General features: G+C 67.1%; 20 protein-coding genes. 14 read left to right on the forward strand and 6 right to left on the reverse strand.

All coding sequences use genetic code 11. The annotated features are described in order from the left end of the window. Positions 1-188 precede the first annotated feature (188 nt). From AB3347_RS04215 to AB3347_RS04230, 4 genes are read right to left on the reverse strand one after another with little or no spacing between them, the layout of a single operon-like run. Positions 189-311 (reverse strand): hypothetical protein, encoded by a 123-nt coding sequence (locus tag AB3347_RS04215; RefSeq protein ID WP_369090533.1) that lies wholly within the window; start codon positions 309-311, stop codon positions 189-191. Further along, positions 308-1,282 carry a quinone oxidoreductase gene (locus AB3347_RS04220; protein ID WP_369090534.1) on the reverse strand — a complete coding sequence of 325 codons (975 nt, stop codon included), beginning with the start codon at positions 1,280-1,282 and terminating at the stop codon, positions 308-310. Before AB3347_RS04220 ends, AB3347_RS04215 begins: the two co-directional genes overlap by 4 nt. Positions 1,283-1,294: 12 nt before the next feature. After that, positions 1,295-1,645, reverse strand: coding sequence for a methylglyoxal synthase (locus tag AB3347_RS04225; protein WP_369090535.1), 351 nt, complete (start codon positions 1,643-1,645; stop codon positions 1,295-1,297). Between the two features lie 59 nt (positions 1,646-1,704). After that, on the reverse strand, positions 1,705-2,637 hold the full coding sequence (locus AB3347_RS04230) for a DMT family transporter (protein WP_369090536.1): 933 nt from the start codon (positions 2,635-2,637) through the stop codon (positions 1,705-1,707). 221 nt (positions 2,638-2,858) lie between these two features. Between AB3347_RS04230 and AB3347_RS04235 the strand changes: the two genes are divergently transcribed. The 9 genes from AB3347_RS04235 to rng all read left to right on the forward strand — a co-directional run bounded on the left by AB3347_RS04235 (position 2,859) and on the right by rng (position 11,070). Further along, positions 2,859-3,626, forward strand: coding sequence for a DUF2182 domain-containing protein (locus AB3347_RS04235; protein ID WP_369090537.1), 768 nt, complete (start codon positions 2,859-2,861; stop codon positions 3,624-3,626). 113 nt (positions 3,627-3,739) lie between these two features. Then, on the forward strand, positions 3,740-4,465 hold the full coding sequence (locus tag AB3347_RS04240; RefSeq protein ID WP_369090538.1) for a YebC/PmpR family DNA-binding transcriptional regulator: 726 nt from the start codon (positions 3,740-3,742) through the stop codon (positions 4,463-4,465). 15 nt (positions 4,466-4,480) lie between these two features. Further along, on the forward strand, positions 4,481-5,746 hold the full coding sequence (gene purD / locus AB3347_RS04245) for a phosphoribosylamine--glycine ligase (RefSeq protein ID WP_369090539.1): 1,266 nt from the start codon (positions 4,481-4,483) through the stop codon (positions 5,744-5,746). A 253-nt stretch (positions 5,747-5,999) separates the two neighbouring features. Continuing rightward, on the forward strand, positions 6,000-6,923 hold the full coding sequence (hemF, locus tag AB3347_RS04250; RefSeq protein ID WP_369090540.1) for an oxygen-dependent coproporphyrinogen oxidase: 924 nt from the start codon (positions 6,000-6,002) through the stop codon (positions 6,921-6,923). Further along, positions 6,920-7,603, forward strand: a complete 684-nt coding sequence (locus tag AB3347_RS04255) for a nicotinate-nucleotide adenylyltransferase (RefSeq protein ID WP_369090541.1) — start codon at positions 6,920-6,922, stop codon at positions 7,601-7,603. The genes hemF and AB3347_RS04255 overlap by 4 nt, the downstream gene beginning before the upstream one ends. After that, positions 7,603-8,307, forward strand: a complete 705-nt coding sequence (gene rsfS / locus AB3347_RS04260) for a ribosome silencing factor (RefSeq protein ID WP_369090542.1) — start codon at positions 7,603-7,605, stop codon at positions 8,305-8,307. The genes AB3347_RS04255 and rsfS overlap by 1 nt, the downstream gene beginning before the upstream one ends. A 16-nt stretch (positions 8,308-8,323) precedes the next feature. Then, positions 8,324-8,794 carry a 23S rRNA (pseudouridine(1915)-N(3))-methyltransferase RlmH gene (gene rlmH / locus AB3347_RS04265; RefSeq protein ID WP_369090543.1) on the forward strand — a complete coding sequence of 157 codons (471 nt, stop codon included), beginning with the start codon at positions 8,324-8,326 and terminating at the stop codon, positions 8,792-8,794. Between the two features lie 88 nt (positions 8,795-8,882). Beyond that, a complete protein-coding gene (locus AB3347_RS04270) occupies positions 8,883-9,500 on the forward strand; it encodes a nucleoside triphosphate pyrophosphatase (RefSeq protein WP_369090544.1) in 618 nt (205 codons plus the stop codon). A gap of 97 nt (positions 9,501-9,597) precedes the next feature. Next, positions 9,598-11,070, forward strand: coding sequence for a ribonuclease G (rng, locus tag AB3347_RS04275; RefSeq protein ID WP_369090545.1), 1,473 nt, complete (start codon positions 9,598-9,600; stop codon positions 11,068-11,070). On the opposite strand, the gene AB3347_RS04280 is transcribed toward rng, so the two are convergent. Both AB3347_RS04280 and AB3347_RS04285 read right to left on the reverse strand, forming a co-directional pair. Beyond that, positions 11,071-13,107 carry a putative bifunctional diguanylate cyclase/phosphodiesterase gene (locus tag AB3347_RS04280; protein ID WP_369090546.1) on the reverse strand — a complete coding sequence of 679 codons (2,037 nt, stop codon included), beginning with the start codon at positions 13,105-13,107 and terminating at the stop codon, positions 11,071-11,073. A gap of 191 nt (positions 13,108-13,298) precedes the next feature. Then, a complete protein-coding gene (locus AB3347_RS04285; RefSeq protein ID WP_369090547.1) occupies positions 13,299-15,611 on the reverse strand; it encodes a heavy metal translocating P-type ATPase in 2,313 nt (770 codons plus the stop codon). A gap of 88 nt (positions 15,612-15,699) precedes the next feature. Between AB3347_RS04285 and AB3347_RS04290 the strand changes: the two genes are divergently transcribed. From AB3347_RS04290 to AB3347_RS04310, 5 genes are all read left to right on the forward strand, one after another. Then, the gene (locus tag AB3347_RS04290) at positions 15,700-16,428 is read left to right on the forward strand and encodes a cytochrome b/b6 domain-containing protein (protein WP_369090548.1); all 729 of its coding nucleotides are present in this window, start codon (positions 15,700-15,702) and stop codon (positions 16,426-16,428) included. A gap of 107 nt (positions 16,429-16,535) precedes the next feature. Continuing rightward, a complete protein-coding gene (locus tag AB3347_RS04295; protein ID WP_369090549.1) occupies positions 16,536-17,483 on the forward strand; it encodes a CHAD domain-containing protein in 948 nt (315 codons plus the stop codon). Between the two features lie 139 nt (positions 17,484-17,622). After that, complete coding sequence (locus tag AB3347_RS04300) at positions 17,623-18,504, forward strand: sensor histidine kinase (RefSeq protein WP_369090550.1); 882 nt, start codon at positions 17,623-17,625, stop codon at positions 18,502-18,504. 79 nt (positions 18,505-18,583) lie between these two features. Beyond that, a complete protein-coding gene (locus AB3347_RS04305) occupies positions 18,584-19,009 on the forward strand; it encodes a hypothetical protein (RefSeq protein ID WP_369090551.1) in 426 nt (141 codons plus the stop codon). Between the two features lie 11 nt (positions 19,010-19,020). Beyond that, positions 19,021-20,475, forward strand: coding sequence for an ATPase domain-containing protein (locus AB3347_RS04310; RefSeq protein WP_369090552.1), 1,455 nt, complete (start codon positions 19,021-19,023; stop codon positions 20,473-20,475). Positions 20,476-20,489 lie beyond the last annotated feature (14 nt).

The raw sequence follows: 20,489 nt of genomic DNA on the forward strand, positions 1-20,489 counted from the left end.
CAGGTCCTACGGCAAATTGCCTGCCTCGATGAAGCACCTTCGGGAAAGGCTGGTCAGCCTCCTGAAAGACGAACGGCCCGGCCGCAAATGCGACCGGGCCGTCAAGGCAGCGCCGAAGCGCTATGCCGTTCGAAAGGTCAAGAAGCTACCTTAACTGAACGGCATTAGGGCCAATGCCCCGTTTTTTTTCAGCTGAAGTAGGCTTCCGACCCGACCGTGATCGCCACGATCAGGACCAGCGCGAAGGCCAGCACGATCAACAGGCGCCCGAACTTCGGCGCGCCATCGCCGTTCTTGTCGGCCCCGCTCATGGCAGCAGCACCGTCGAACCGGTGGTGCGGCGCCCTTCCAGGGCGCGGTGCGCCTCGGCGGCGTCGGCCAGGGCGAAGCGCTGGTTGACCTCGATCTTCAGCTTGCCGCTCTCAACCATGTCGAACAGCTCGCGCGCCATGGCCTCGAGTTCCGGACGGGTGCCGGCATAGGCGAACAGCGTGGGCCGCGTGATGTACAGCGAGCCACGCGAGGCCAGCTCGGTGAGCGCGAAGGGCGGCACCGGGCCGGAGGCGTTGCCGAAGCTGACCATCAGGCCGCGCGGCTGCAGGCAGTCGAGCGAGCGGATGAAGGTGTCCTTGCCCACCGAATCGTACACCACCGGCACCTTGGCGCCGCCGGTGATCTCCAGCACGCGCTGCACCACGTCCTCGGTGTTGTAGTTGATGACGTGGGCCGCGCCATGGGCGCGCGCCAGCGCCGCCTTTTCTTCCGAGCCCACCGTGCCGATCAGGTTCACGCCCAGGGCTTTCGCCCACTGGCAGGCGATCAGGCCGACGCCGCCGGCCGCGGCGTGGAACAGGATGGTCTGGCCCGGCTGGAGTTGATAGGTCTGGCGGAACAGGTACTGCACCGTCAGGCCCTGCAGCATCATGGCGGCGGCGGTCTCGAAAGGGATCGACGCGGGCAGGCGCACCAGCTGACTGGCGGGCATGACGCGCGCCTCGCTGTAGGCGCCCGGCGGACCGCCGGCGTAGGCGACGCGGTCGCCCGGCTGCACGTGCGTCACGCCCTCGCCCACCGCCTCCACCACGCCCGCCCCTTCCTGGCCCAGGCCGGAAGGCAGCGCCATCTTGTACAGGCCGCTGCGGTAGTAGGTGTCGATGTAGTTCAGGCCGATCGCGTGGTGGCGCACGCGCGCTTCGCCCGGGCCCGGCTCGCCGAGCTCGACGTCCAGGAATGCGAGCACCTCGGGGCCGCCGGTGGCGGCAATACGGATGGCTTTGACCATGTGTGTCCTCCTTCAGGCCGGCGCGCCGGCCGCCGTTTCCAGCTGCATCAGCTGCGACAGCACCAAGCGCGCGGTCGAGACATTGGTCGCGCAGGCGACGTCGTGCACGTCGCAGGCGCGCACCAGCGCGTTGATGTCGGGTTCGTGCGGCTGCGGCGTCATCGGGTCGCGCAGGAAGATCACGCAGTCGATCTCGCCCTCGACCAGCTGGGCGCCGATCTGCAGGTCGCCGCCGACCGGGCCCGAGTGCTTGCGCTCGACCTCGAGCCCCAGCTCGTTGGCCAGGCGCCCGCCGGTGGTGCCGGTGGCCGACAGCGTGCAGCCCTTGAGGAAATCAAGGTACTCGCCCGCGAGGGTGATCATGTCGTCTTTCTTCTTGTCGTGCGCGATGAGCGCGATCCGTGGTTGTCGTTTAGGTGGCGTCATTTTTTGAGCGAGAGAGCGTAAATCCCCACAAGTACGAGACCGGTGCCGGCCAGCTGCACGCCGGTGATCGGCTCGCCCAGGACCAGCGCGCCGAGGAACAGCGTCGACACCGGCCCGATCATTCCGGCCTGCGAGGCGGTCGCGGCGCCGATGCGCTGTACCGCGGCCATGGTCATGAACACGGGGAAGATGGTACAGAATACCCCATTCACCAGCGAGAGCCAGTAAACCTCGGCCGGCTGCACCAGCATGCTCGCCGGGCGCAGCAGGAAGAACTGGGCGATGCAGGCCACGCTCGAGACGCACATGGCATAGGCCACCAGGCGCAGCGAACCGATGCGCCTGACCATCTCGCCGGTGCCGAGCAGGTAGACCGCATAGGAGATCGCCGAACCGAGCACCAGCAGCGAGCCCACGAATATGCTCCCCCTTGTGCTGCCGGAGCCGCCGGCCAGGTCGTGCACGAACACCAGCACGATGCCGCAATAGGCCAGTCCGAGCGCCGCCCATTCCACCGGCCGGACACGGCGCTTGAAGATCGCCACGTTGGCGAGCAGGACGAAGGTCGGGGTCAGGAACAGGATCAGGCGTTCGAGCCCCACCGAGATGTGCTGCAGGCCGAGGAAGTCGAGGTAGCTCGACAGGTAGTAGCCGAGCAGGCCCAGCACGACGATGCGCCAGCGGTCCTGTTTGCCGAGCGGCGGCTCGGTCCGCATCTTCCAGAGCGCGACGGCGGCAAACACCGGAAGTGAGAACAGCATTCTGAACGCGATCAAGCTTACTGCGTCGATGTGGTAGCGGTACAGCAGTTTGGCGACGATGGCCTTCGTGGAAAACAGGACGGCGCCGGCGACGGCGATCGACAGGCCGGCGACGATGGCAGCGCGTGGTAAAGGAGCAGCAGAGTTGGCAGGGGCGCTTCGGTTCATCCGACGATTGTACGGGCGAACCGCCGAGTTCGCTGGAGGGGACCGACCGGCACGCCAGAACGCGGGCCCTTCCGCGCTGTCGAACAGGCCACACCAACCACACCGAGGAGAGACAGCATGACGAACTCGTCAAACCATCGCCACAGGCGGCCCCGTGCGGGCGCAAGGATCGTGCATCCAACTGCGTCCTTCACGCCGGCGATACGCCGCGGGAGCCCGCGATGAGCCTGTCCGGTATCGATGAACGTCCCGGCCGGCCGTTCGCGCTGGGCCTGGCCTGGATGGCCCTGCTCGCCGGCGCCTGCTGGGCGTGGTTCGCCTTCCAGGGCGCGACCCTGGCGCTTCCTGCGCCCGCCGGCGCTCCACCCTTCCCGCGGCCGCTGCGGGCCGGCGAGGTGCTGCTGCTGTTCGCGATGTGGACCGGCCTGTCCATGGCCCTGATGCTGCCCGCCGCGGCGAGCGGCGTGTTCGTCTACCTGCGCCTGGCGCGCTGCCGCGCCGCGGTGCGCTGGCCGCGCCTGGGAACCGCCCTGTTCGCGCTTGGCTGCCTGCTGGCCTGGACCGGCTTCGCCGCGCTGGTCACCCTGCTGCACTGGGCGCTGCACGACACCGGCATGCTCGACGAGGCCCTGGCGGCGCGCCATCCGACCCTCGAACTGGCGCTGGTGGCGGCCGGCGCCTGGCAGTGGACGCCGTCCAAGCACGCCTGCCTGCAGCACTGCCGCGCGCCCTTGTCGGGCGTGCTGCTGGGCTGGCGCAGCGGCATCGCCGGAGCGCTCCGGCAGGGAGCCGCGCATGGGCGCATGTGTCTCGGCTGCTACTGGCTGCTGGTGCTCCTGCTGCTGGGCGGCGGCCCGGGCAACCCGGCCTTCGTGGGCGCCGTGGCGCTGCTGGCGCAGGCCGAACTGCGGCTCGAGGAGGGCGCGCTGGCCGCCTGCATGGCCGGGGTGGCGTTGGTCGCCTGCGGCACCTGGCTGTTGTTTCCGTGACAGTTTGCTCACCGCCTTGGGCGATTTTGCAAGAGGTGCCTATGCTAGAATGTCGGCCACTCTTGCATACAGGAACCTCGCAAGGTTCCCATACCGTCTAAGGAAATTTAGATATGGCTGGACACAGCAAATGGGCCAACATCAAGCATAAGAAAGCCGCCACCGATGCCAAGCGCGGCAAGATCTGGACGCGCCTGATCAAGGAAATCACCGTGGCCGCACGCATGGGCGGAAGCGACATCGCTTCGAACCCGCGCCTGCGCCTGGCGGTCGAGAAAGCGGCCGATGCGAATATGCCGAAGGATAACGTCACCCGCGCGATCCAGCGCGGCGCCGGCGAACTCGAAGGCGTCAACTACGAAGAAATCCGCTACGAAGGCTACGGCATCGGCGGCGCGGCGATCATCGTCGACTGCCTCACCGACAACCGCGTGCGGACCGTGGCCGAAGTGCGCCACGCCTTCAACAAGTACGGCGGCAACATGGGCACCGAGGGTTCGGTGGCCTTCATGTTCAAGCACGTCGGCCAGTTCCAGTTCGCGCCCGGCGTGGATGAAAACGGGCTGATGGAAGCGGCGCTGGAAGCCGGCGCCGACGACGTGCTGGCCGACGAAGAAGGCGGCTTCGAAGTGCTGTGCGACCCGTTCGCCTATGCTGGCGTGAAGGAAGCGCTGGAAAAGGCCGGCTTCAAGGCCGAGGTCTCGGAAGTCATCATGAAGCCGGACAACGAAACCGTGCTCACCGGCGAAGACGCCGTCAAGATGCAGAAGATCCTCGACGCGCTGGAAAACCTGGACGACGTCCAGGATGTCTACACCAACGCCGTCATCGAAGAGTAATTCCGAAAGCAAGCCATGAAAATCCTCGTCGTCGGCTCCGGTGGCCGTGAACACGCCCTGTCCTGGAAACTGGCCCAGTCGGAACGCGTCCAGACCGTCTTCGTTGCCCCAGGCAACGGCGGCACCGCGCTCGACTCGCGCCTGGTGAACATCGACATCACCGATCCGGAGGCGCTGGCCGACTTCGTCGTGGCCGAAGGCGTCGCCCTGACCCTGGTCGGTCCGGAAGCGCCACTGGCCGCCGGCATCGTCAACCTGTTCCGCGCGCGCGGCCTGAAGATCTTCGGACCGACGAAAGAAGCGGCGCAACTCGAAAGCTCGAAGGACTTCGCCAAGGCCTTCATGCAGCGCCACGGCATCCCGACCGCCAAATACCAGAGCTTTTCGAGCGCGGCCGACGCCCACGCCTACGTCGACGCCAACGGCGCCCCGATCGTCATCAAGGCCGACGGCCTGGCTGCCGGCAAGGGCGTGGTGGTCGCGATGTCGCTGGAAGAAGCCCACGCTGCGGTCGACCACATGTTGTCGGATAACGCCTTCGGCGACGCCGGCGCGCGCATCGTGATCGAAGAATTCCTGGCCGGCGAAGAAGCCAGCTTCATCGTCATGTGCGACGGCAAGAACGTGCTGCCGCTGGCGACCAGCCAGGACCACAAGCGCCTGAAGGATGCCGACGAAGGTCCGAACACCGGCGGCATGGGCGCCTACTCCCCGGCGCCCATCGTCACCCCGTCGATGCACGCTCGCGTGATGCGCGAGATCATCAACCCGACCATCCAGGGCATGGCCAGGGACGGCATCGTGTTCACCGGCTTCCTGTACGCCGGCCTGATGATCGACAGCGAAGGCAACCCGCGCACGCTGGAATTCAACTGCCGCATGGGCGACCCGGAAACCCAGCCGATCATGGCGCGCCTGAAGAGCGATTTGCTGCAGGTCGTCGACCACGCCTGCAACGGCACCCTCGACGCGGTCGAACTGGAATGGGACCGCCGCACCGCGGTGGGCGTCGTGATGGCAGCAAGCGGCTACCCGGACAGCCCGCGCAAGGGCGACGTCATCGACGGCATCCCGGCCGAGACGCCCGAATGCGTCACCTTCCACGCCGGCACCCAGCTGGTTGCCGGCAGCCTGCAGACCAGCGGCGGCCGCGTGCTGTGCGTGGTCGGCCTGGGCGACAGCATCAAGATGGCGCAGAAGCAGGCCTACGAGACCGTCGAGAAGATCCACTTCAACGGCGCGCAGTACCGCCGCGACATCGGCTGGCGCGGATTGAAGTAAGGTTCACGTTACGCTGGCACGATTGGGTCCCGGCCTTCGCCGGGACGCCTTTTTCAAGTTGTCCGTTAGCCTGGAGAACGTCATTCCTGCCACCGGCAGAAATGACTTCCTGCCACCGGCAGAAATGACTTGCGGCGCAGGCCGGAATCCAGGTTCGTCGCGTCCCATCATCCCTACGATCACCACAAGAATAAGTACGCCGCCCTGGGCAGGTGTACAATCTGCCCATTTTTCGTCCATTCACCCCAATCGCATGAGCACCCCCGATCCTTCCGCCATCAAAGCCTGGCTGCTCGCGCTCCAGTCCCGCATCGTCGGGGCGCTGGAAGAAGTCGACGGCCAACCCTTCCTGGTCGACACCTGGGAACGCCCGGAAGGTGGCGGCGGCATCTCGCGCCTGATCGAGGAAGGCAATGTGTTCGAGCGCGGCGGCTGCAACTTCTCGCACGTCACCGGCGCCAGCCTGCCGCCGTCGGCCATGGCCGCGCGCCCGGAACTGGCGGGACGGGCCTGGGAAGCGATGGGCGTATCGCTGGTGCTGCACCCGCGTAACCCCTACGCGCCGACCGTGCACATGAACGTGCGCTTCTTCGAAGCCACGGCCGAAGGCAAGGAACCGGTGTGGTGGTTCGGCGGCGGCATGGACCTGACGCCCTACTACGGGAACGAGGACGACGCCCGCCACTTCCACCAGGTCTGCCACGACGCCCTGGCGCCCTATGGCGGCGACCTGCACCCGCGCTTCAAGAAGTGGTGCGACGAGTACTTCTACCTGAAGCACCGCAAGGAACCGCGCGGCGTGGGCGGCATCTTCTTCGACGACTTCAACGAAACCGGCTTCGACGATGCGTTCGCGATGGTGCGCAAGGTGGGCGAGGGCTTCCTGGAGGCCTACCTGCCGATCCTGCAGCGCCGCAAGGACACGCCCTACGGCGAGCGCGAACGCGACTTCCAGGCCTACCGGCGCGGACGCTATGTCGAGTTCAACCTGGTGTGGGACCGCGGCACCCTGTTCGGCCTGCAGTCGGGCGGCCGCACCGAGGCCATCCTGATGTCGATGCCGCCGATCGTCAAGTGGCGCTACGACTGGCACCCGGAACCGGGCAGCGCGGAAGCCGCGCTGTACACCGACTTCCTGGTCCACCGCGACTGGCTGGACGCGAGACCGCATTCGTGAAGGAGTGCATTGCCCTGCTGGGTGGCAGCTTCGACCCGGTACACCACGGCCACGTCGCACTGGCCGCGCTGTTTGCCGGACTGCTGCAGCCCGACCAGCTGCGCATCCTGCCGGCCCGGCCCTGGCAGAAGAGCAGCCTGCAGGCCAGCGACGCCCAGCGCGTGGCGATGCTGGAACTGGCGTTCACCGGCCAGCCCCTGATGGGGACGACCCCGGTGAGCATCGACCTGCAGGAAATCGAACGCGGCAGCGCTACCTATACGGTCGAGACCCTGCGCGGGCTGCGCGCCGAACTGGGCGAGCAAAGCTCGATCGTCTTCCTGATGGGCGCCGACCAGCTGCAGAAGCTCGACACCTGGCGCGACTGGCAGGAACTGTTCAGGCTCGCCAACCTCGGGGTGGCGGCGCGCCCCGGCTACGACCTCGACCAGGACAAGCTGCCGCCCGCCGTGGCAGCGGCACTCGCGGGGCGGCTGGCGACGCCCGCGGAAGTGCGCGCCACACCCTGCGGCAAGGTATGCCTGGCGCAGTCACTCGCGGTAGATATTTCCGCAACCCAAGTCCGCAACGCACTGCATGCCGGTGCGCAAACGGGCGCGGGCATCGGTACTGACATAAGCGCGCTCCTTCCGCCGCAAGTGCTAGACTATATTCAACAACACAACTTATATAAAAGCTAATGGATATCAAGAAACTGCAGACCCTCGTCGTTGACGCCCTCGAAGACGTCAAGGGACAGGAAATCGCCCTGTTCGACACGACGCACCTGACCAGCCTGTTCGACCGCATCGCGGTCGTCTCGGGCACCTCGAACCGCCAGACCAAGGCGCTGGCCGCCTCGGTGCGCGACAAGGTCAAGGCGGCAGGCGGCGACGTGGTCGGCATGGAAGGCGAAGACACCGGCGAATGGGTGCTGGTCGACCTGGGCGACATGATCGTCCACATCATGCAGCCGGCCATCCGCCAGTACTACCGCCTGGAAGAAATCTGGGGCGACAAGCCGGTCAAGCTGGGCGCGGCCAAGCGCAAGTCGACGCCGGAAGCGCTCGAGGCGGCCGAATCCAAACCCAAGTCGAAGCACCTGGCCGCCAACAAGGACGAGCCGGAAGCCCAGCCGGTCAACGAACGCAAGCCGGCCGCCAAGCGCGCCACCAAGACCGCCACCAAGACCGCCACCGCCGCTGCGAAGAAGCCGGCCGCCAAGAAGGTCCCGACCGGCAAGACCGTGAAGGTCGCGCCGAGCAAGAGCGAAGTCGCCGCCGTCGAAGCCACCAAGGCCAAGCCGCCGAAGCGCACCCCGAAGGCTGCCGCACCTGCTGCAGGCGCTGCCGACGCCGCACCAGTGAAGAAAGTGATCCGCCGCGTCAAGAAGGCCGCCGAGTAAGCCCGTCCTTCATCGTATGCAGCTGATCATTGCCGCAGTCGGGCACAAGATGCCGGCCTGGATCGAATCCGGGTTCGGCGAGTACACGAAGCGCATGCCGCCCGAGCTGCGCATCGTCCTCAAGGAAATCAAGCCGGTCGAGCGCTCCGGTAGCAAGACCGCCGCCACCGCGATGGCGCTCGAACGCGAGCGCATCGAGGCCGTGCTGCCGAAGGGCGTGCGCATCATCGCCCTGGACGAGCGCGGCAAGGACCTGACCAGCGTCGGCCTGTCGCAGATGCTGGAGCAATGGCAGCAGGACGGGCGCGACACCGCCTTCCTGATCGGCGGCGCCGACGGGCTCGATCTGGCACTCAAGGCGCGCGCCGAAGGCATGATCCGGATCTCCAGCATGACCTTGCCGCACGGAATGGTGCGCGTCATGCTGGCCGAACAGTTGTACCGTGCCTGGTCGATCACCCAGAACCACCCGTACCACCGCGTCTGAGAGCGTCTGACAAAATCCCATGTCTGCGACGATGCGCCTTGCCTTGGCGCTTTGTCAGGCGCTCTAAGCCTACAACCATTGCCGACCGATGAAACCCACCGACAAGAAGATCTACCTCGCCTCGAAGAGCCCGCGCAGGCGCGAACTGCTGCGCCAGGTCGGCGTGGAATTCGACCTGCTGATGCTGCGCAGCGACCCGGCGCGCGGCGCCGACGTCAGCGAAGAGGTGCTGCCGGGCGAAGACCCGCACGCCTACGTGGCGCGCGTGGCCAAGGAAAAAGGCGCGTTCGCCTGGAACATCCTGCAGATGCGCCGCCAGCCGCTGCGGCCGGTGCTGACCGCCGACACCACCGTCACCATCGACGGCGAGATCCTCGGCAAGCCGGCCGACAACAAGGAAGCGGTCGCCATGCTCGAGCGCCTGTCGGGCCGCACCCACCAGGTGCTGACCTCGGTGGCGGTACATTCCGAACGCATCGCCGAGCAGGTCACGCAAGTGTCGAACGTGCGCTTCGCCACCCTCACCCCGGCCCAGATCAAGGCCTACTGCGCCACGCCGGAACCCTACGACAAGGCGGGCGGCTACGGCATCCAGGGCCTGGCCGCGCTGTTCGTCGAGCATATCGAGGGCAGCCATTCGGGGATCATGGGCCTGCCGATCTTCGAGACCGCCAAGCTGCTGCGCAAGGCCGGCTACCACATCTGAACCCCGGTTTTCCATGGGGCGGGCGGCGTATCCGCCTGCCCTACGATGCGCGCCGCCCGTGTATGATGTCGCTCTGAACAATACTGCGCGGCCGGCCATGAACGAAGACATCCTCATCAACATCACCCCGCAGGAAACGCGCGTGGCGCTGATCCTGCAGGGCGCTGTGCAGGAACTGCACATCGAGCGCACCCTCACGCGCGGGTTGGCGGGGAACGTCTATCTGGGCAAGGTCGTGCGCGTCCTGCCGGGCATGCAGTCGGCCTTCATCGACATCGGCCTGGAACGCGCCGCCTTCCTGCACGTCGCCGACATCTGGGAAGCCCGCAACCACGAAGGCCCGAACGGCGCGCTGGCCGCGCCCACTCCCATCGAAAAGCTGCTGTTCGACGGCCAGGTGCTGACCGTGCAGGTCATCAAGGACCCGATCGGCACCAAGGGCGCGCGCCTGTCGACGCAAATCTCGATCGCCGGCCGCATGCTGGTTTACCTGCCGCAGGACCACCACATCGGCATCTCGCAGAAGATCGAGAAGGAAGCCGACCGCGAGCACCTGCGCACCCGCCTCGCCGGCCTGCTGCCGAAGGAAGAAAAAGGCGGCTACATCGTGCGCACCCAGGCCGAGGAAGCCTCGGACGCCGACCTCGCCGCCGACGTCGACTACCTGCGCAAGACCTGGGGCGCCATCGTGCAGGGCGCGCGCACCCGGCCGCCCACCACCCTGCTCTACCAGGACCTGAACCTGGCCCAGCGCGTGCTGCGCGACTTCGTGCACGACGAGACCGCCACCATCCAGGTGGACTCGCGCGAGAACTACAACATGCTGGTCGAGTTCGCCCAGGTCTACACCCCGAGCGTGCTGTCGCGCCTGACCCACTACACCGGCGAGCGTCCGCTGTTCGACCTGTACGGCGTGGAAGAGGAAATCCTGCGCGCGCTGGGGCGGCGCGTCGACCTCAAGAGCGGCGGCTACCTGATCGTCGACCAGACCGAGGCGATGACGACCATCGACGTCAACACCGGCGGCTATGTCGGCGGGCGCAACTTCGCCGACACCATCTTCAAGACCAACCTGGAAGCCGCGCACGCCATCGCGCGCCAGCTGCGCCTGCGCAACCTGGGCGGCATCATCATCCTCGACTTCATCGACATGGAGAACAACGAGCACCGCAACGCCGTGCTCGCCGAACTCAAGAAGACCCTGGCGCGCGACCGCACCAAGGTGTCGGTGAGCGGCTTCTCGGCCCTCGGCCTGGTCGAGATGACGCGCAAGCGCACCCGCGAATCGCTGGCCCACATCCTGTGCGAGCCCTGCCCGGCCTGCGCCGGCAAGGGGCAGGTAAAGACCTCGCGCACGATCTGCTACGAAATCCTGCGCGAGCTGCTGCGCGAAGCCAAGCAGTTCAACCCGCGCGAATTCCGCATCGTCGCCTCGCAGGAAGTCATCGACCTGTTCCTGGAAGAAGAATCGCAGCACCTGGCCATGCTGGGCGACTTCATCGGCAAGCGCATCTCGCTGCAGGTCGAGAAGGGCTATCACCAGGAACAGTACGACGTCATCCTGATGTGATCATCGGCGCGCCAGCGCCAGTGCCTCGAATGCCGCCACCGGCATCGGGGCGCCCAGCAGGTAGCCCTGGAACGACTGGCAGCCGAGCGCCTTCAGGCGCTCCAGTTGTTCGGGCGTTTCCACGCCTTCCGCAATGTGGCCGAGTCCGAGCTTGCTTGCCAGCCCGATGACGATCTCGACGATGGCTGCCGAGCAGGGATTGTTCTCGCAGGTCGCGACGAAGGACTGGTCGATCTTCAATGTTCTCAATGGAAATCGGTGGATGTAGCTCAGCGATGAAAAACCGGTGCCGAAGTCGTCGATCGAGAAGTTGACGCCTTCCCGCTGCAGCGCCAGCATCTTGTCGATGGTGGCCTCGATATCCGTGGCCAGCAGCGATTCGGTCAGTTCCATCGACAGCTTCGACGGATCGGCGCCTTCGGCGCGCATGATCGCCAGCGACGAGGCGACGAAATCCTCGTCACGCAGCTGGCGCGCGCTGACGTTGACCGCGACGCCAAGCTGCGCGAGGGCCGGCACCGACGCCCAGGCCGCGACACGGGCGCTTGCCTCGCGCAGGACGAAATTCCCCAGCAGGACGATCAGGTCCGAGGTTTCCGCCAGCGGAATGAAGGCGCCCGGCGCCAGCATGCCGCGTAGCGGATGGCGCCAGCGCAGCAGCGCTTCGGCGCCGACGATCTTCCGGTCCGCGTCGAATTGCGGCTGGTAATACAGGACGAATTCGCCGCGTTCGATCGCCTGCGCCATTTCGCCTTGAAGCTGGGCACGCTCATCGATCGCTTGCTGCATACCGGGGTCGAAGAAGCGGAAAGCGTTGCGGCCCGCCGATTTGGCGGCGTACAGGGCGATGTCGGCCTGCTGCAGCAGCAAATCGGCGCTGCCGGCGCCGGTATCGAACATGACCACGCCGATGCTGGGCGTGATCGAAAACTGGCGCCCGCCGATCGGATAGGGGCGGCTCAACAGCCTGCCCAGTTCCTGGCACACTGCCGGCACATCCGGTCCGGTCCTGCCGGCCCCGCGCGATCCGGAGTCGAGCAGCACCACGAATTCGTCGCCGCCCAGCCGTCCGACGAAGTCGCCCTGGCGCAGTGCCGACCGCAGGCGCTGGCCGACTGCCTGCAGCAGGCGGTCGCCGAAGGGATGCCCTTCGGTATCGTTGAGCAGCTTGAAATGATCGAGATCGATGAGCAGGACCGCGCCGGCCTGCCCTGCCGCCGCGGCGCGCATGCGTTTGTGTTCGAGCTCCCTGAGCAGGTAGCGGCGGTTCGGCAGTCCAGTCAGGTGGTCATGGTCGGCGCTCAGCTGCAGTTGCCGCTCGAGCTGCTTGCGTTCGGTCAGGTCGGTATTGGTGCCGGCGATGCGCACGGCGCGTCCGTCGGCGTCGCGCAGGACGAAGCCGCGGCTGAGCACCGGAACGTCATGTCCGTCGCGGTGCCGGAGCCTGAACTCGAGCGCATAGGACACCTCCTTGCCCGGCAGCAGATCGGCAAGGAAGCCGCCGACGCGTTCGCTGTCCTCGGGATGCAGCAGGCGCCGCCACGTATCCGCGTCCTCCTGGCGCGCATCGGATGCGTAACCCAGCATGTCCCACCAACGCTCCGAATAGAACACCGTATGCCGGCGCAGGTCCCAGTCCCAGTAGCCGTCGTTCGTTCCCCGCAGGATCAGTTGCAGGCGCCGTTGCGAGCTTTCCAGCGCCTGTTGCGTGGCAACCAGATCGCTGCAATCGGTAAAGCACACGACGACGGAGTCGATCTCGCCGCCCTGGCCAAAGACCGGATAGGCATTACAGATCAGCCAGGTGGTGCCCGCCGCGCCGCGCCGGACACCCATGACCAGGTCGGTGATCGGCGCGCGCTCGCGGAGCACGCGCCTGGCGGGCAAGTCCTCCACGTCGACCGTGCCGCCATCCGCGGCGACGAACGACCACTCCGGATCGTCCGCGCCGCGCCCGCGGATCGTCTCCAGGTCTTCGCCAAGCAGGCGCTGCGCCGTGGGATTGGCGGTGACGACCGCCGAATAGCGGTCATGCACGACGACGCCGGCGGGGAGATGATCGACGAGATGCTTATCATGAAATAAGGTGGGAGGCGTCCGCATACGGTTTCTATCGTCGATCCTGTCGCTGAAATGTAGCAGAGACTCGTTTCCAGATCATTCCATAATTTGTCGCAATCCCGCAACATTTGGCGATACGCCTGCTGCCGTTTCGGGCGTCAGGCGTTTCAGGCAGAGAGACCATCGTAGAGTTCCTCTTCCTGGGAAAAATGCAGGCGCAGGATGGCGTCGAGCGCGTACAGGGTGCGCCGCAGTTCGCGCCTGGCGCCTTCGCTGTCCTCCTTGTCCCGGCCGCTCTCGGCATGTCCGGCATGCCCGCCATCGGCGTGGCGCGCCACGATGCGGCTGAGACGGAAGATTTCGCGATGCGCATGGCTCATGGAGGCCAGCGGGTCGTCGCCGCCGATCAGGCGCGCCAGCCGCGGATACAGGCTGGCATCGTCGTTCGATTCATGCGGGAGCAGGTGGTCGCGGAGCGCGGCATTGACCAGCGCCAGTTCCCGTTCCAGCGCCGGCATGGGCAGCCGGTCGGCGTCCTCCGCCAGGCGACCCATGCGCTCGATCAGCGGCAGCAGGGCGGCATGTTCTTCCCTCAGGCGGCGGATGTCGTCGGCAGGCATGGTGCGCGCCACCTGCGCCGCCGGCAGGCGCAGCACCCGCAACGCGTTGACGATCACCGCGACGTCGATGACTTCCTGCAGCAGGGCGCCGTATACCGGCGGCAGATAACCGAAGGCGGCGACGCCCATGGCCAGGATCGACAAGCCCATGCCCGCCACGACGCTTTGCAGGGCGATGGCGCGCGCCCGCTGCGCAATCCGCACGGCGAACGCCAGGCGGTCGAGGCGGTCGACCAGCAGGACCACCTGGGCCGACTCGGCGGCGGCGGCGGCCCCGCGTGCGCCCATGGCGACGCCGATATCGGCCGCGGCCAGGGCCGGCGCATCGTTGATGCCGTCGCCGACCATCATGGTCACGCCGGCCTGGCGCGCCGCCGCGATAGCCTCGAGCTTGCTTGCCGGCGTCTGGCCGGACAGGACCGTATCGATCCCGAGCGACCTGGCGATCGTCTCGGCCACCGCATGGCGGTCGCCGGTCAGCATGGCGATTTGCCTGACGCCGGCCGCCCTCAGCAGCCGCAGGGCGCGGGGCGTATCCAGCCGGACTTCGTCCGCCATCCGCAGCACGCCGCACAGGCTGCTGTCGACCGCCACGCAGACCACCGCGGAGCCTTCATAGGCCGCGCGCTCCAGAATGCTTGCCGACCAGCCGGGCGGAGAGCCGCTCCCGGCTACGTAGTCGTAGGTGCCGACCCGCAACGCGTGGCCATCCACGCGCCCGGACAATCCGGCGCCCGGCGCTTCGCTCACGTCGCGCGGGGTGGACAGGGACAGGCCGCGCTCGTTCGCCGCGCCGACCACGGCCTGGGCAATCGCATGACCGGATAACTGCTCCAGCGACGCCGCCAGCCCGAGTACGCGCTCCGGCGACATGGATGGCGCACTTGCGATCGCTGCCAGCCTGGCCCGGCCCGCCGTGAGCGTTCCGGTCTTGTCGAAGAAGATCGAGTGAACCTGCGCCATGTTCTCGAGCGCGGCGCCGTGCTTGATCAGCACGCCCCGCTGGGCGCAGCGCGACATCGCACTGACGATCGCGACCGGCACGGCCAGGATCAGGGGACAGGGCGTGGCAACCACGACGACGGCCAGGGCCCGGGCCGGATCGCCGCTCACGAGCCAGGCAAGCCCGGCGATCCCCAGGGCCAGCGGAACGAACAGCAGGGCATAGCGGTCGGCCAGGCGGGCGCCCGGCGCCTTCGACGCCTGCGCCGACTCGACCAGGCGGATGATGTGGCTGAAGGTGCTGTTCTCCGCCGTGCTGGTGGCCAGCATGTCGAACGCGTCGCCGGCGTTGACGACGCCGCTGCCCAGCATGGCGCCCGCGGCGTACGTGACCGGCAAGGCCTCGCCGGTCAGGCTCGATTCGTCCACCGTGGCGCAGGAACCGAGCCTGCCGTCGACCGGCACCGTCTCGCCCGGACGGACCGCCAGCCGGTCGCCCGGCTGGACCGCGGCCAGGGGCACCTGGACCACCACGCCGTCCTGGTACCGGTTGGCCGTCCTGGGCGCCCGCCCCAGCAATGCCGACATCTCGTCCCTGGCCCGCTTTTCCGCATAGTCTTCCAGCGTGCGCCCGCTGGCGAACATCAGGGCGATCACCGCCGCCGCCAGGTTTTCCTGGAGCGCCAGCGCGCCGCCGAGCGCCACCAGCGCGATCAGGTCGAGCCCGAGTTGCCTGCGGCACAAGCTGCGGGCGGTATCGACCAGCACGGCAAGCAGGACGACAGCGGCGCCTGCCATCCAGGCCCATCCGGCCGCGTCAGCGGCGCCGAGCAGGTGCAGGATGCCGCCAATCGCCAGCGCTGCGCCGGACAAGGCGAACTGAAGAAAATTGAATATGTTGTTTTTGAGTTTAATCATGGATTCATCTGTTGATGCAAGCATCCAATACAGGAACACCAGTGTCAATACACCACAATTAACTTCGTAATAACAATTGGAGCCAACGATGACTGCAAGAGAACATCTACACAGCGAGGAAATCGCGACAACAGCCGGACAGCGCAAGATCCTCGTATGGGACGCGCCGGTGCGCCTGTTTCACTGGCTCATGGTGCTCGCTTTTGCCGCTGCCTGGCTGACGGCCGAGCAGGACGACTGGCGCCTGGTCCATGTCACCCTCGGCTACACCATGGCGGGTCTGGTCGCCTTCCGCCTCGCCTGGGGCCTGGTCGGCACGCGCTACGCCCGGTTCGCCGATTTCGTCCGCGGTCCGGGCAGCGTGCTGGGCTATTTCCGCGCACTCGCGCACCGCAAGCCTCAACACTTCACCGGCCACAACCCCGCCGGCGCGCTCGCCATCCTGGCCATGCTGGCGCTGACCATCCTGGTTGCGCTGTCCGGTTGGGCCACCCTGTATGGCTACGCCGCCGACACGATGGAAGAGGTGCACGAAGCACTCGCCACGCTGATGCTGGCGGTGGTCGGCCTGCATGTGGCGGCGGTATTGCTCAGCAGCTGGCTGCACCGCGAAAACCTGATCGGCGCCATGCTCAGCGGACGCAAGCCCGGCACGCCGGAGCAAGGCATCCGCAGCGCGCGGCGCGGGGTCGCGGCAGTCCTGCTGCTCGCGGTGCTGGGTTTCTGGTGGTTCCAATCGCAGGACCCGATCGGCGCCAACCCACTCGCCGAGCGTGCCGCTAGCGCCAGACAGGAGGCCGGGCATGACGAGGACTGAGGCAGGCGGCTAGCGCGATGCGTCGGCACGCGTTTGCGCGTGCGCCGTGAAGGCGCGGTATGCCATAAGATCGCTTCGACCAGCAGCCACATCCTCGGCAAGTACCCATGGAAACCGAACCCGACCAGCCCTCCACTGCATCCACTGCATCCACTGCATCCGCCGCATCCGGTAATCCGGCGCCGGCAAAAGCGGCGCGGGTGCGCCTGAAGCGCAAGATGCACATGGAAGACGCGCTGCAATGCATCGGCCTGAACTGCGTGGCGCAGATCGAAGCCAACCTGCCCGGGGTGCTGGCGCAGGACGCCGAGAGCCTGCACCAGATGCGGGTCGGCCTGCGCCGCCTGCGCGCCCTGCTCGACATGTTCGATGGGCTGGCGCCGCTGCCGCCCGAGCTGCAGGAAGGGCTGGACTGGCTGTCCGGCGAACTGGGCGCCGCGCGCAACTGGGACGTGCTGGCCGACAGCACGCTGCCCGCGATCACCGGCATTCATACCGAAGCCCTGCAGGCGGCGGCGAGGGAACGGGCCCGCCAGCTCCACCGCAAGCTGCTGCCTGCCCTGCAATCGGCGCGCCATGCCGCGTTGATGCTGGAGCTGAACGCCTGGCTGCGCGGCCGCGCATGGCGTCCCGAGGCAGGGCTGCGGCCGGACGACCCGCTGGCCCGGCCCGCGCTGGACGGCCTGGTGCCCCTGGTGCGCAAGGCGCACAAGCGCCTGCGCCGGCGCATCGGCGCGCTCGACCGGGACGACGCCGCGGCGCGGCACCGGGTCCGCATCGCTGCCAAGAAAGCGCGCTACGCGGCCGAGTTCTTCCGCGACCTGCTGCCCCGCAAGGAGGTCAAGGCTTACATCCAGTGCCTGTCCCGGATGCAGGACCGGCTGGGCCGCCTGAACGACCTCGCGGTGGCCCAGGAACTGCTGCCGGTGCTGGAGAACAGCGGACACGCGCATGACGCAGCCTTTGCGCGCGGCCATGCCGCCGGCGCCGCCGCCGCGCACGCCGGCTACCTGCGCAAACCGCTGCGTGCGGTGGCACGCCTGAAGCTCGCCTGAACCCTGTCGGCCTTCCCATGCCTGCTGCATGAGACGTTGCCGCACTACGTTTTTTCTTGACATTGCGGCTTGACATCCTTAGCGTTTGCATGAGTAGCGGTATCCCGCCATGTGACGGTGGCCCAACTGATGCTCCGACATGCAGACACATTCTTTCGTGCCCGAAGACAAGGCGCATGGCCGGCGCCAGATCCGTGATCACGACCGGGACGTTGGCGCCCCGGCCGACAACGCCGGGCTGGCAGCCCTGGTCGAACAGCTGACCCGGGACCAGATGCTGGTCAACCAGGCGCTGGTGGAAAAGATTTTTGCCTGCGAGCGTGCCGAAGCGGCGCTGCGGGAATCCGAAAAGAACCTGCACGACCTGCTGGCGCACCAGCTGGCAAACCGCGAAGCCGAGCGCAAGCGCATCTCTGACGACATCCACGACTCGCTCGCGCAGAACCTGCTGGCCCTGCGCATGGATATCGTCATCCTGTTCCAGCATACCGAGCGCCACCCGCGCCTGCACCAGTGGGTCGGGGCCGCACTCGACAACGTCGACATCACCCTGCGGACCGTCAAGCACCTGCTCGGCGAACTGCGGCCGGCCGGTCTCGAGCTTGGACTGGTGGCGACGCTGGAAATGGAGGCGCGCAAGTTTTCGCGCGCCAGCGGCATTGTTTGCCAGCTCGACCTGGACAGCGCCACCGATGGTCTTGCACTGGACGAGGAAACCCTGTTGACGCTCTGCCGCGGCCTGCAGGAATGCCTGAACAATGTGTTCCGCCATTCCCTGGCCAGCCGCGTGGTGGTGCGGCTGCGCGTCGATAGCGATGCGCTCGCCATGACGGTCAGCGACAACGGCATCGGCTTCGATACCACGGCCGCGCGCAAGGCCAGCAGCTACGGCCTGCTCAGCCTGGAAGAGCGGCTGGGCATGCACGGCGGCGAGCTGGCGCTGGCCAGTGATCGGTCACGCGGTACGGCGGTGACGCTGCGGATTCCGCTTCGGCCTGCCGCAGCCGCCGCGTCCTCGTGATCGGATAAAATGATGTCCTAAACCATCTCTTCACCCGGACCGGAACGGTGCGCAGTTCGCCGACGGGCCGCAGCAGCTATTGCCCGAAACCATGCCGATACCGACCGAGCTGCTTGCCCCCATCACCGAACGCCTGAGCCCCGGCGGCGAGCCTGGCAATGCCGATGACGCGGCGCAGGTCTGGCAGTGCCTGTTCGCCAAATTTCGCCCGCTGATCGGCCCGCTGAGCACCAATCTGCTGTTTGCCCGCACCCTGCTCGGCCACGCCGGCGCATTTCCCTGGCTGGCGGCACTCCCCGGTCTGGACGGGGCACAGGATGCGCACCAGACCTTCGCGGCATTCCTGCGCCACTTGCGCGATCAGCCGCCGGAACAGATCGTGGCTGTCAACCGCGCACTGGTGACGGACTATGCGGCGGCACTGGCCGAGCTGATCGGCGAGCGGCTGGCAAGCCGATTCCTGGTCGCGGCCTTTGCGCCGGGTGATGCACATAAGAATATTTAGGAGAACCCGGCATGACCGACCAACCTGACCTGCGCCCGCTGGCGACAGGCATCCCCGGACTGGACACCATCTTCGGCGGGGGCTTGCCCGAGCTGTCGTTCAACATCATCGGCGGCACGCCCGGCAGCGGCAAGACCACCTTCGCCCAGCAGCTCATGTTCGCCCTGGCCGGTCCCGGCCGCAAGGCCCTGTTCTTCACGGCCATGGGCGAGCCGCCGGTCAAGATGCTGCGCTACCAGCAGCAGTTCAGCTTCTTCGACGTCGACAAGGTCGGCGATTCGGTCAACTACATCAGCCTCGCGCCCCAGGTCGAGGAAGGCAACTACGACGCCGTGCTGGCCCATATCCTGGAAGAAGTGCGCGCCCACCAGCCGGCCCTGGTGTTCATCGATTCGTTCCGCTCCTTCATCGAGGGCGCGCGCGGCGAGGACCAGGATGCCGCCGCCCTGCAGGCCTTCGTGCAACGCCTGGTGGCCCACATGACCACCTGGAAGGCAACCAGCTTCCTGATCGGCGAATACACCTCGGGAGAGGCGCACCGCAACCCGATCTTCACGGTGGCCGACGGCATCTTCTGGCTCAGCCAGGTCGTGCAGCGCAATGCGATGTCGCGCAAGATCCAGGTCATCAAGATCCGCGGGCAGAAGCAGCGACCCGGCCTGCATGCCTTCCGCATCGGCCGCGACGGCATCGAAGTGTTCCCGCGCGTGCTGCCGGCGCCGGAACCGGTCGGCGCCGGGCCGCGCCAATGCGTGCCGCCCGCACGCCTGTCGTGCGGCGTGCCGGTACTCGACGAGATGCTCGGCGGCGGTATCCCGGCCGGCTACTCGACCCTGGTGGTCGGCCCCACCGGCTCCGGCAAGACCATGCTCGCCACCGAATTCCTGGCGGCGGGCGCGGCCGGCGGAGAGAAGGGCGTGATCGCCCTGTTCGAGCGCAGCCCCGGCCAGATGATGAACCACAAGCTCGACGCACTGGTACGCGCGGGCGCGGTCGGCATCCTCAGCGTGCAGGCGCTCGACCTGTCGGTCGACGAGGTGCTGCACGAACTGCTGGGCATGATCGAAGCCATGGGCGCGACGCGCGTCGTGCTCGATTCGCTGGCCGGCTTCGAGATAGCGCTCGGGCCGGAGGACCGCGAGGATTTCCGCGACTCGCTGTACCGCATGGCGACCGTGCTTGGCGCACGGGGCGTCACGGTCATGATGACCAGCGAACTGGAAGACCGCTTCGACGAACTGCGCTTCAGCCGCTACGGCAGCGGCGTGCTGCTCGACGCCATCATCATGCAGCGCTACGTCGAGTCGCAATGCGAGCTGCACACCCTGATCTCGGTGGTCAAGGTACGCGGCAGCAAGCACAGCCGGCAACTGCGCCGCTTCGAGATCACCGACGCAGGCATCGTGATCGACGACAGGGCGGCGCCCTTCGACGGCGTCCTGCACGGGACGCCGCAATTGCGCTGACAGCGCGGCGCGCA

Origin of the sequence: Massilia sp. X63, from assembly GCF_041023745.1 — a bacterium.
Classification (GTDB): domain Bacteria; phylum Pseudomonadota; class Gammaproteobacteria; order Burkholderiales; family Burkholderiaceae_D; genus Telluria.

Excerpts from the sequence above, each read along its gene's own strand:
- AB3347_RS04215 (WP_369090533.1), bottom strand. The coding sequence starts at position 311 with ATGAGCGGGGCCGACAAGAACGGCGATGGCGCGCCGAAGTTCGGGCGC.
- AB3347_RS04220 (WP_369090534.1), bottom strand. The coding sequence starts at position 1,282 with ATGGTCAAAGCCATCCGTATTGCCGCCACCGGCGGCCCCGAGGTGCTC.
- AB3347_RS04225 (WP_369090535.1), bottom strand. The coding sequence starts at position 1,645 with ATGATCACCCTCGCGGGCGAGTACCTTGATTTCCTCAAGGGCTGCACG.
- AB3347_RS04230 (WP_369090536.1), bottom strand. The coding sequence starts at position 2,637 with ATGAACCGAAGCGCCCCTGCCAACTCTGCTGCTCCTTTACCACGCGCT.
- AB3347_RS04235 (WP_369090537.1), top strand. The coding sequence starts at position 2,859 with ATGAGCCTGTCCGGTATCGATGAACGTCCCGGCCGGCCGTTCGCGCTG.
- AB3347_RS04240 (WP_369090538.1), top strand. The coding sequence starts at position 3,740 with ATGGCTGGACACAGCAAATGGGCCAACATCAAGCATAAGAAAGCCGCC.
- purD (WP_369090539.1), top strand. The coding sequence starts at position 4,481 with ATGAAAATCCTCGTCGTCGGCTCCGGTGGCCGTGAACACGCCCTGTCC.
- hemF (WP_369090540.1), top strand. The coding sequence starts at position 6,000 with ATGAGCACCCCCGATCCTTCCGCCATCAAAGCCTGGCTGCTCGCGCTC.
- rsfS (WP_369090542.1), top strand. The coding sequence starts at position 7,603 with ATGGATATCAAGAAACTGCAGACCCTCGTCGTTGACGCCCTCGAAGAC.
- rlmH (WP_369090543.1), top strand. The coding sequence starts at position 8,324 with ATGCAGCTGATCATTGCCGCAGTCGGGCACAAGATGCCGGCCTGGATC.
- AB3347_RS04270 (WP_369090544.1), top strand. The coding sequence starts at position 8,883 with ATGAAACCCACCGACAAGAAGATCTACCTCGCCTCGAAGAGCCCGCGC.
- rng (WP_369090545.1), top strand. The coding sequence starts at position 9,598 with ATGAACGAAGACATCCTCATCAACATCACCCCGCAGGAAACGCGCGTG.
- AB3347_RS04285 (WP_369090547.1), bottom strand. The coding sequence starts at position 15,611 with ATGATTAAACTCAAAAACAACATATTCAATTTTCTTCAGTTCGCCTTG.
- AB3347_RS04290 (WP_369090548.1), top strand. The coding sequence starts at position 15,700 with ATGACTGCAAGAGAACATCTACACAGCGAGGAAATCGCGACAACAGCC.
- AB3347_RS04295 (WP_369090549.1), top strand. The coding sequence starts at position 16,536 with ATGGAAACCGAACCCGACCAGCCCTCCACTGCATCCACTGCATCCACT.
- AB3347_RS04300 (WP_369090550.1), top strand. The coding sequence starts at position 17,623 with ATGCAGACACATTCTTTCGTGCCCGAAGACAAGGCGCATGGCCGGCGC.
- AB3347_RS04310 (WP_369090552.1), top strand. The coding sequence starts at position 19,021 with ATGACCGACCAACCTGACCTGCGCCCGCTGGCGACAGGCATCCCCGGA.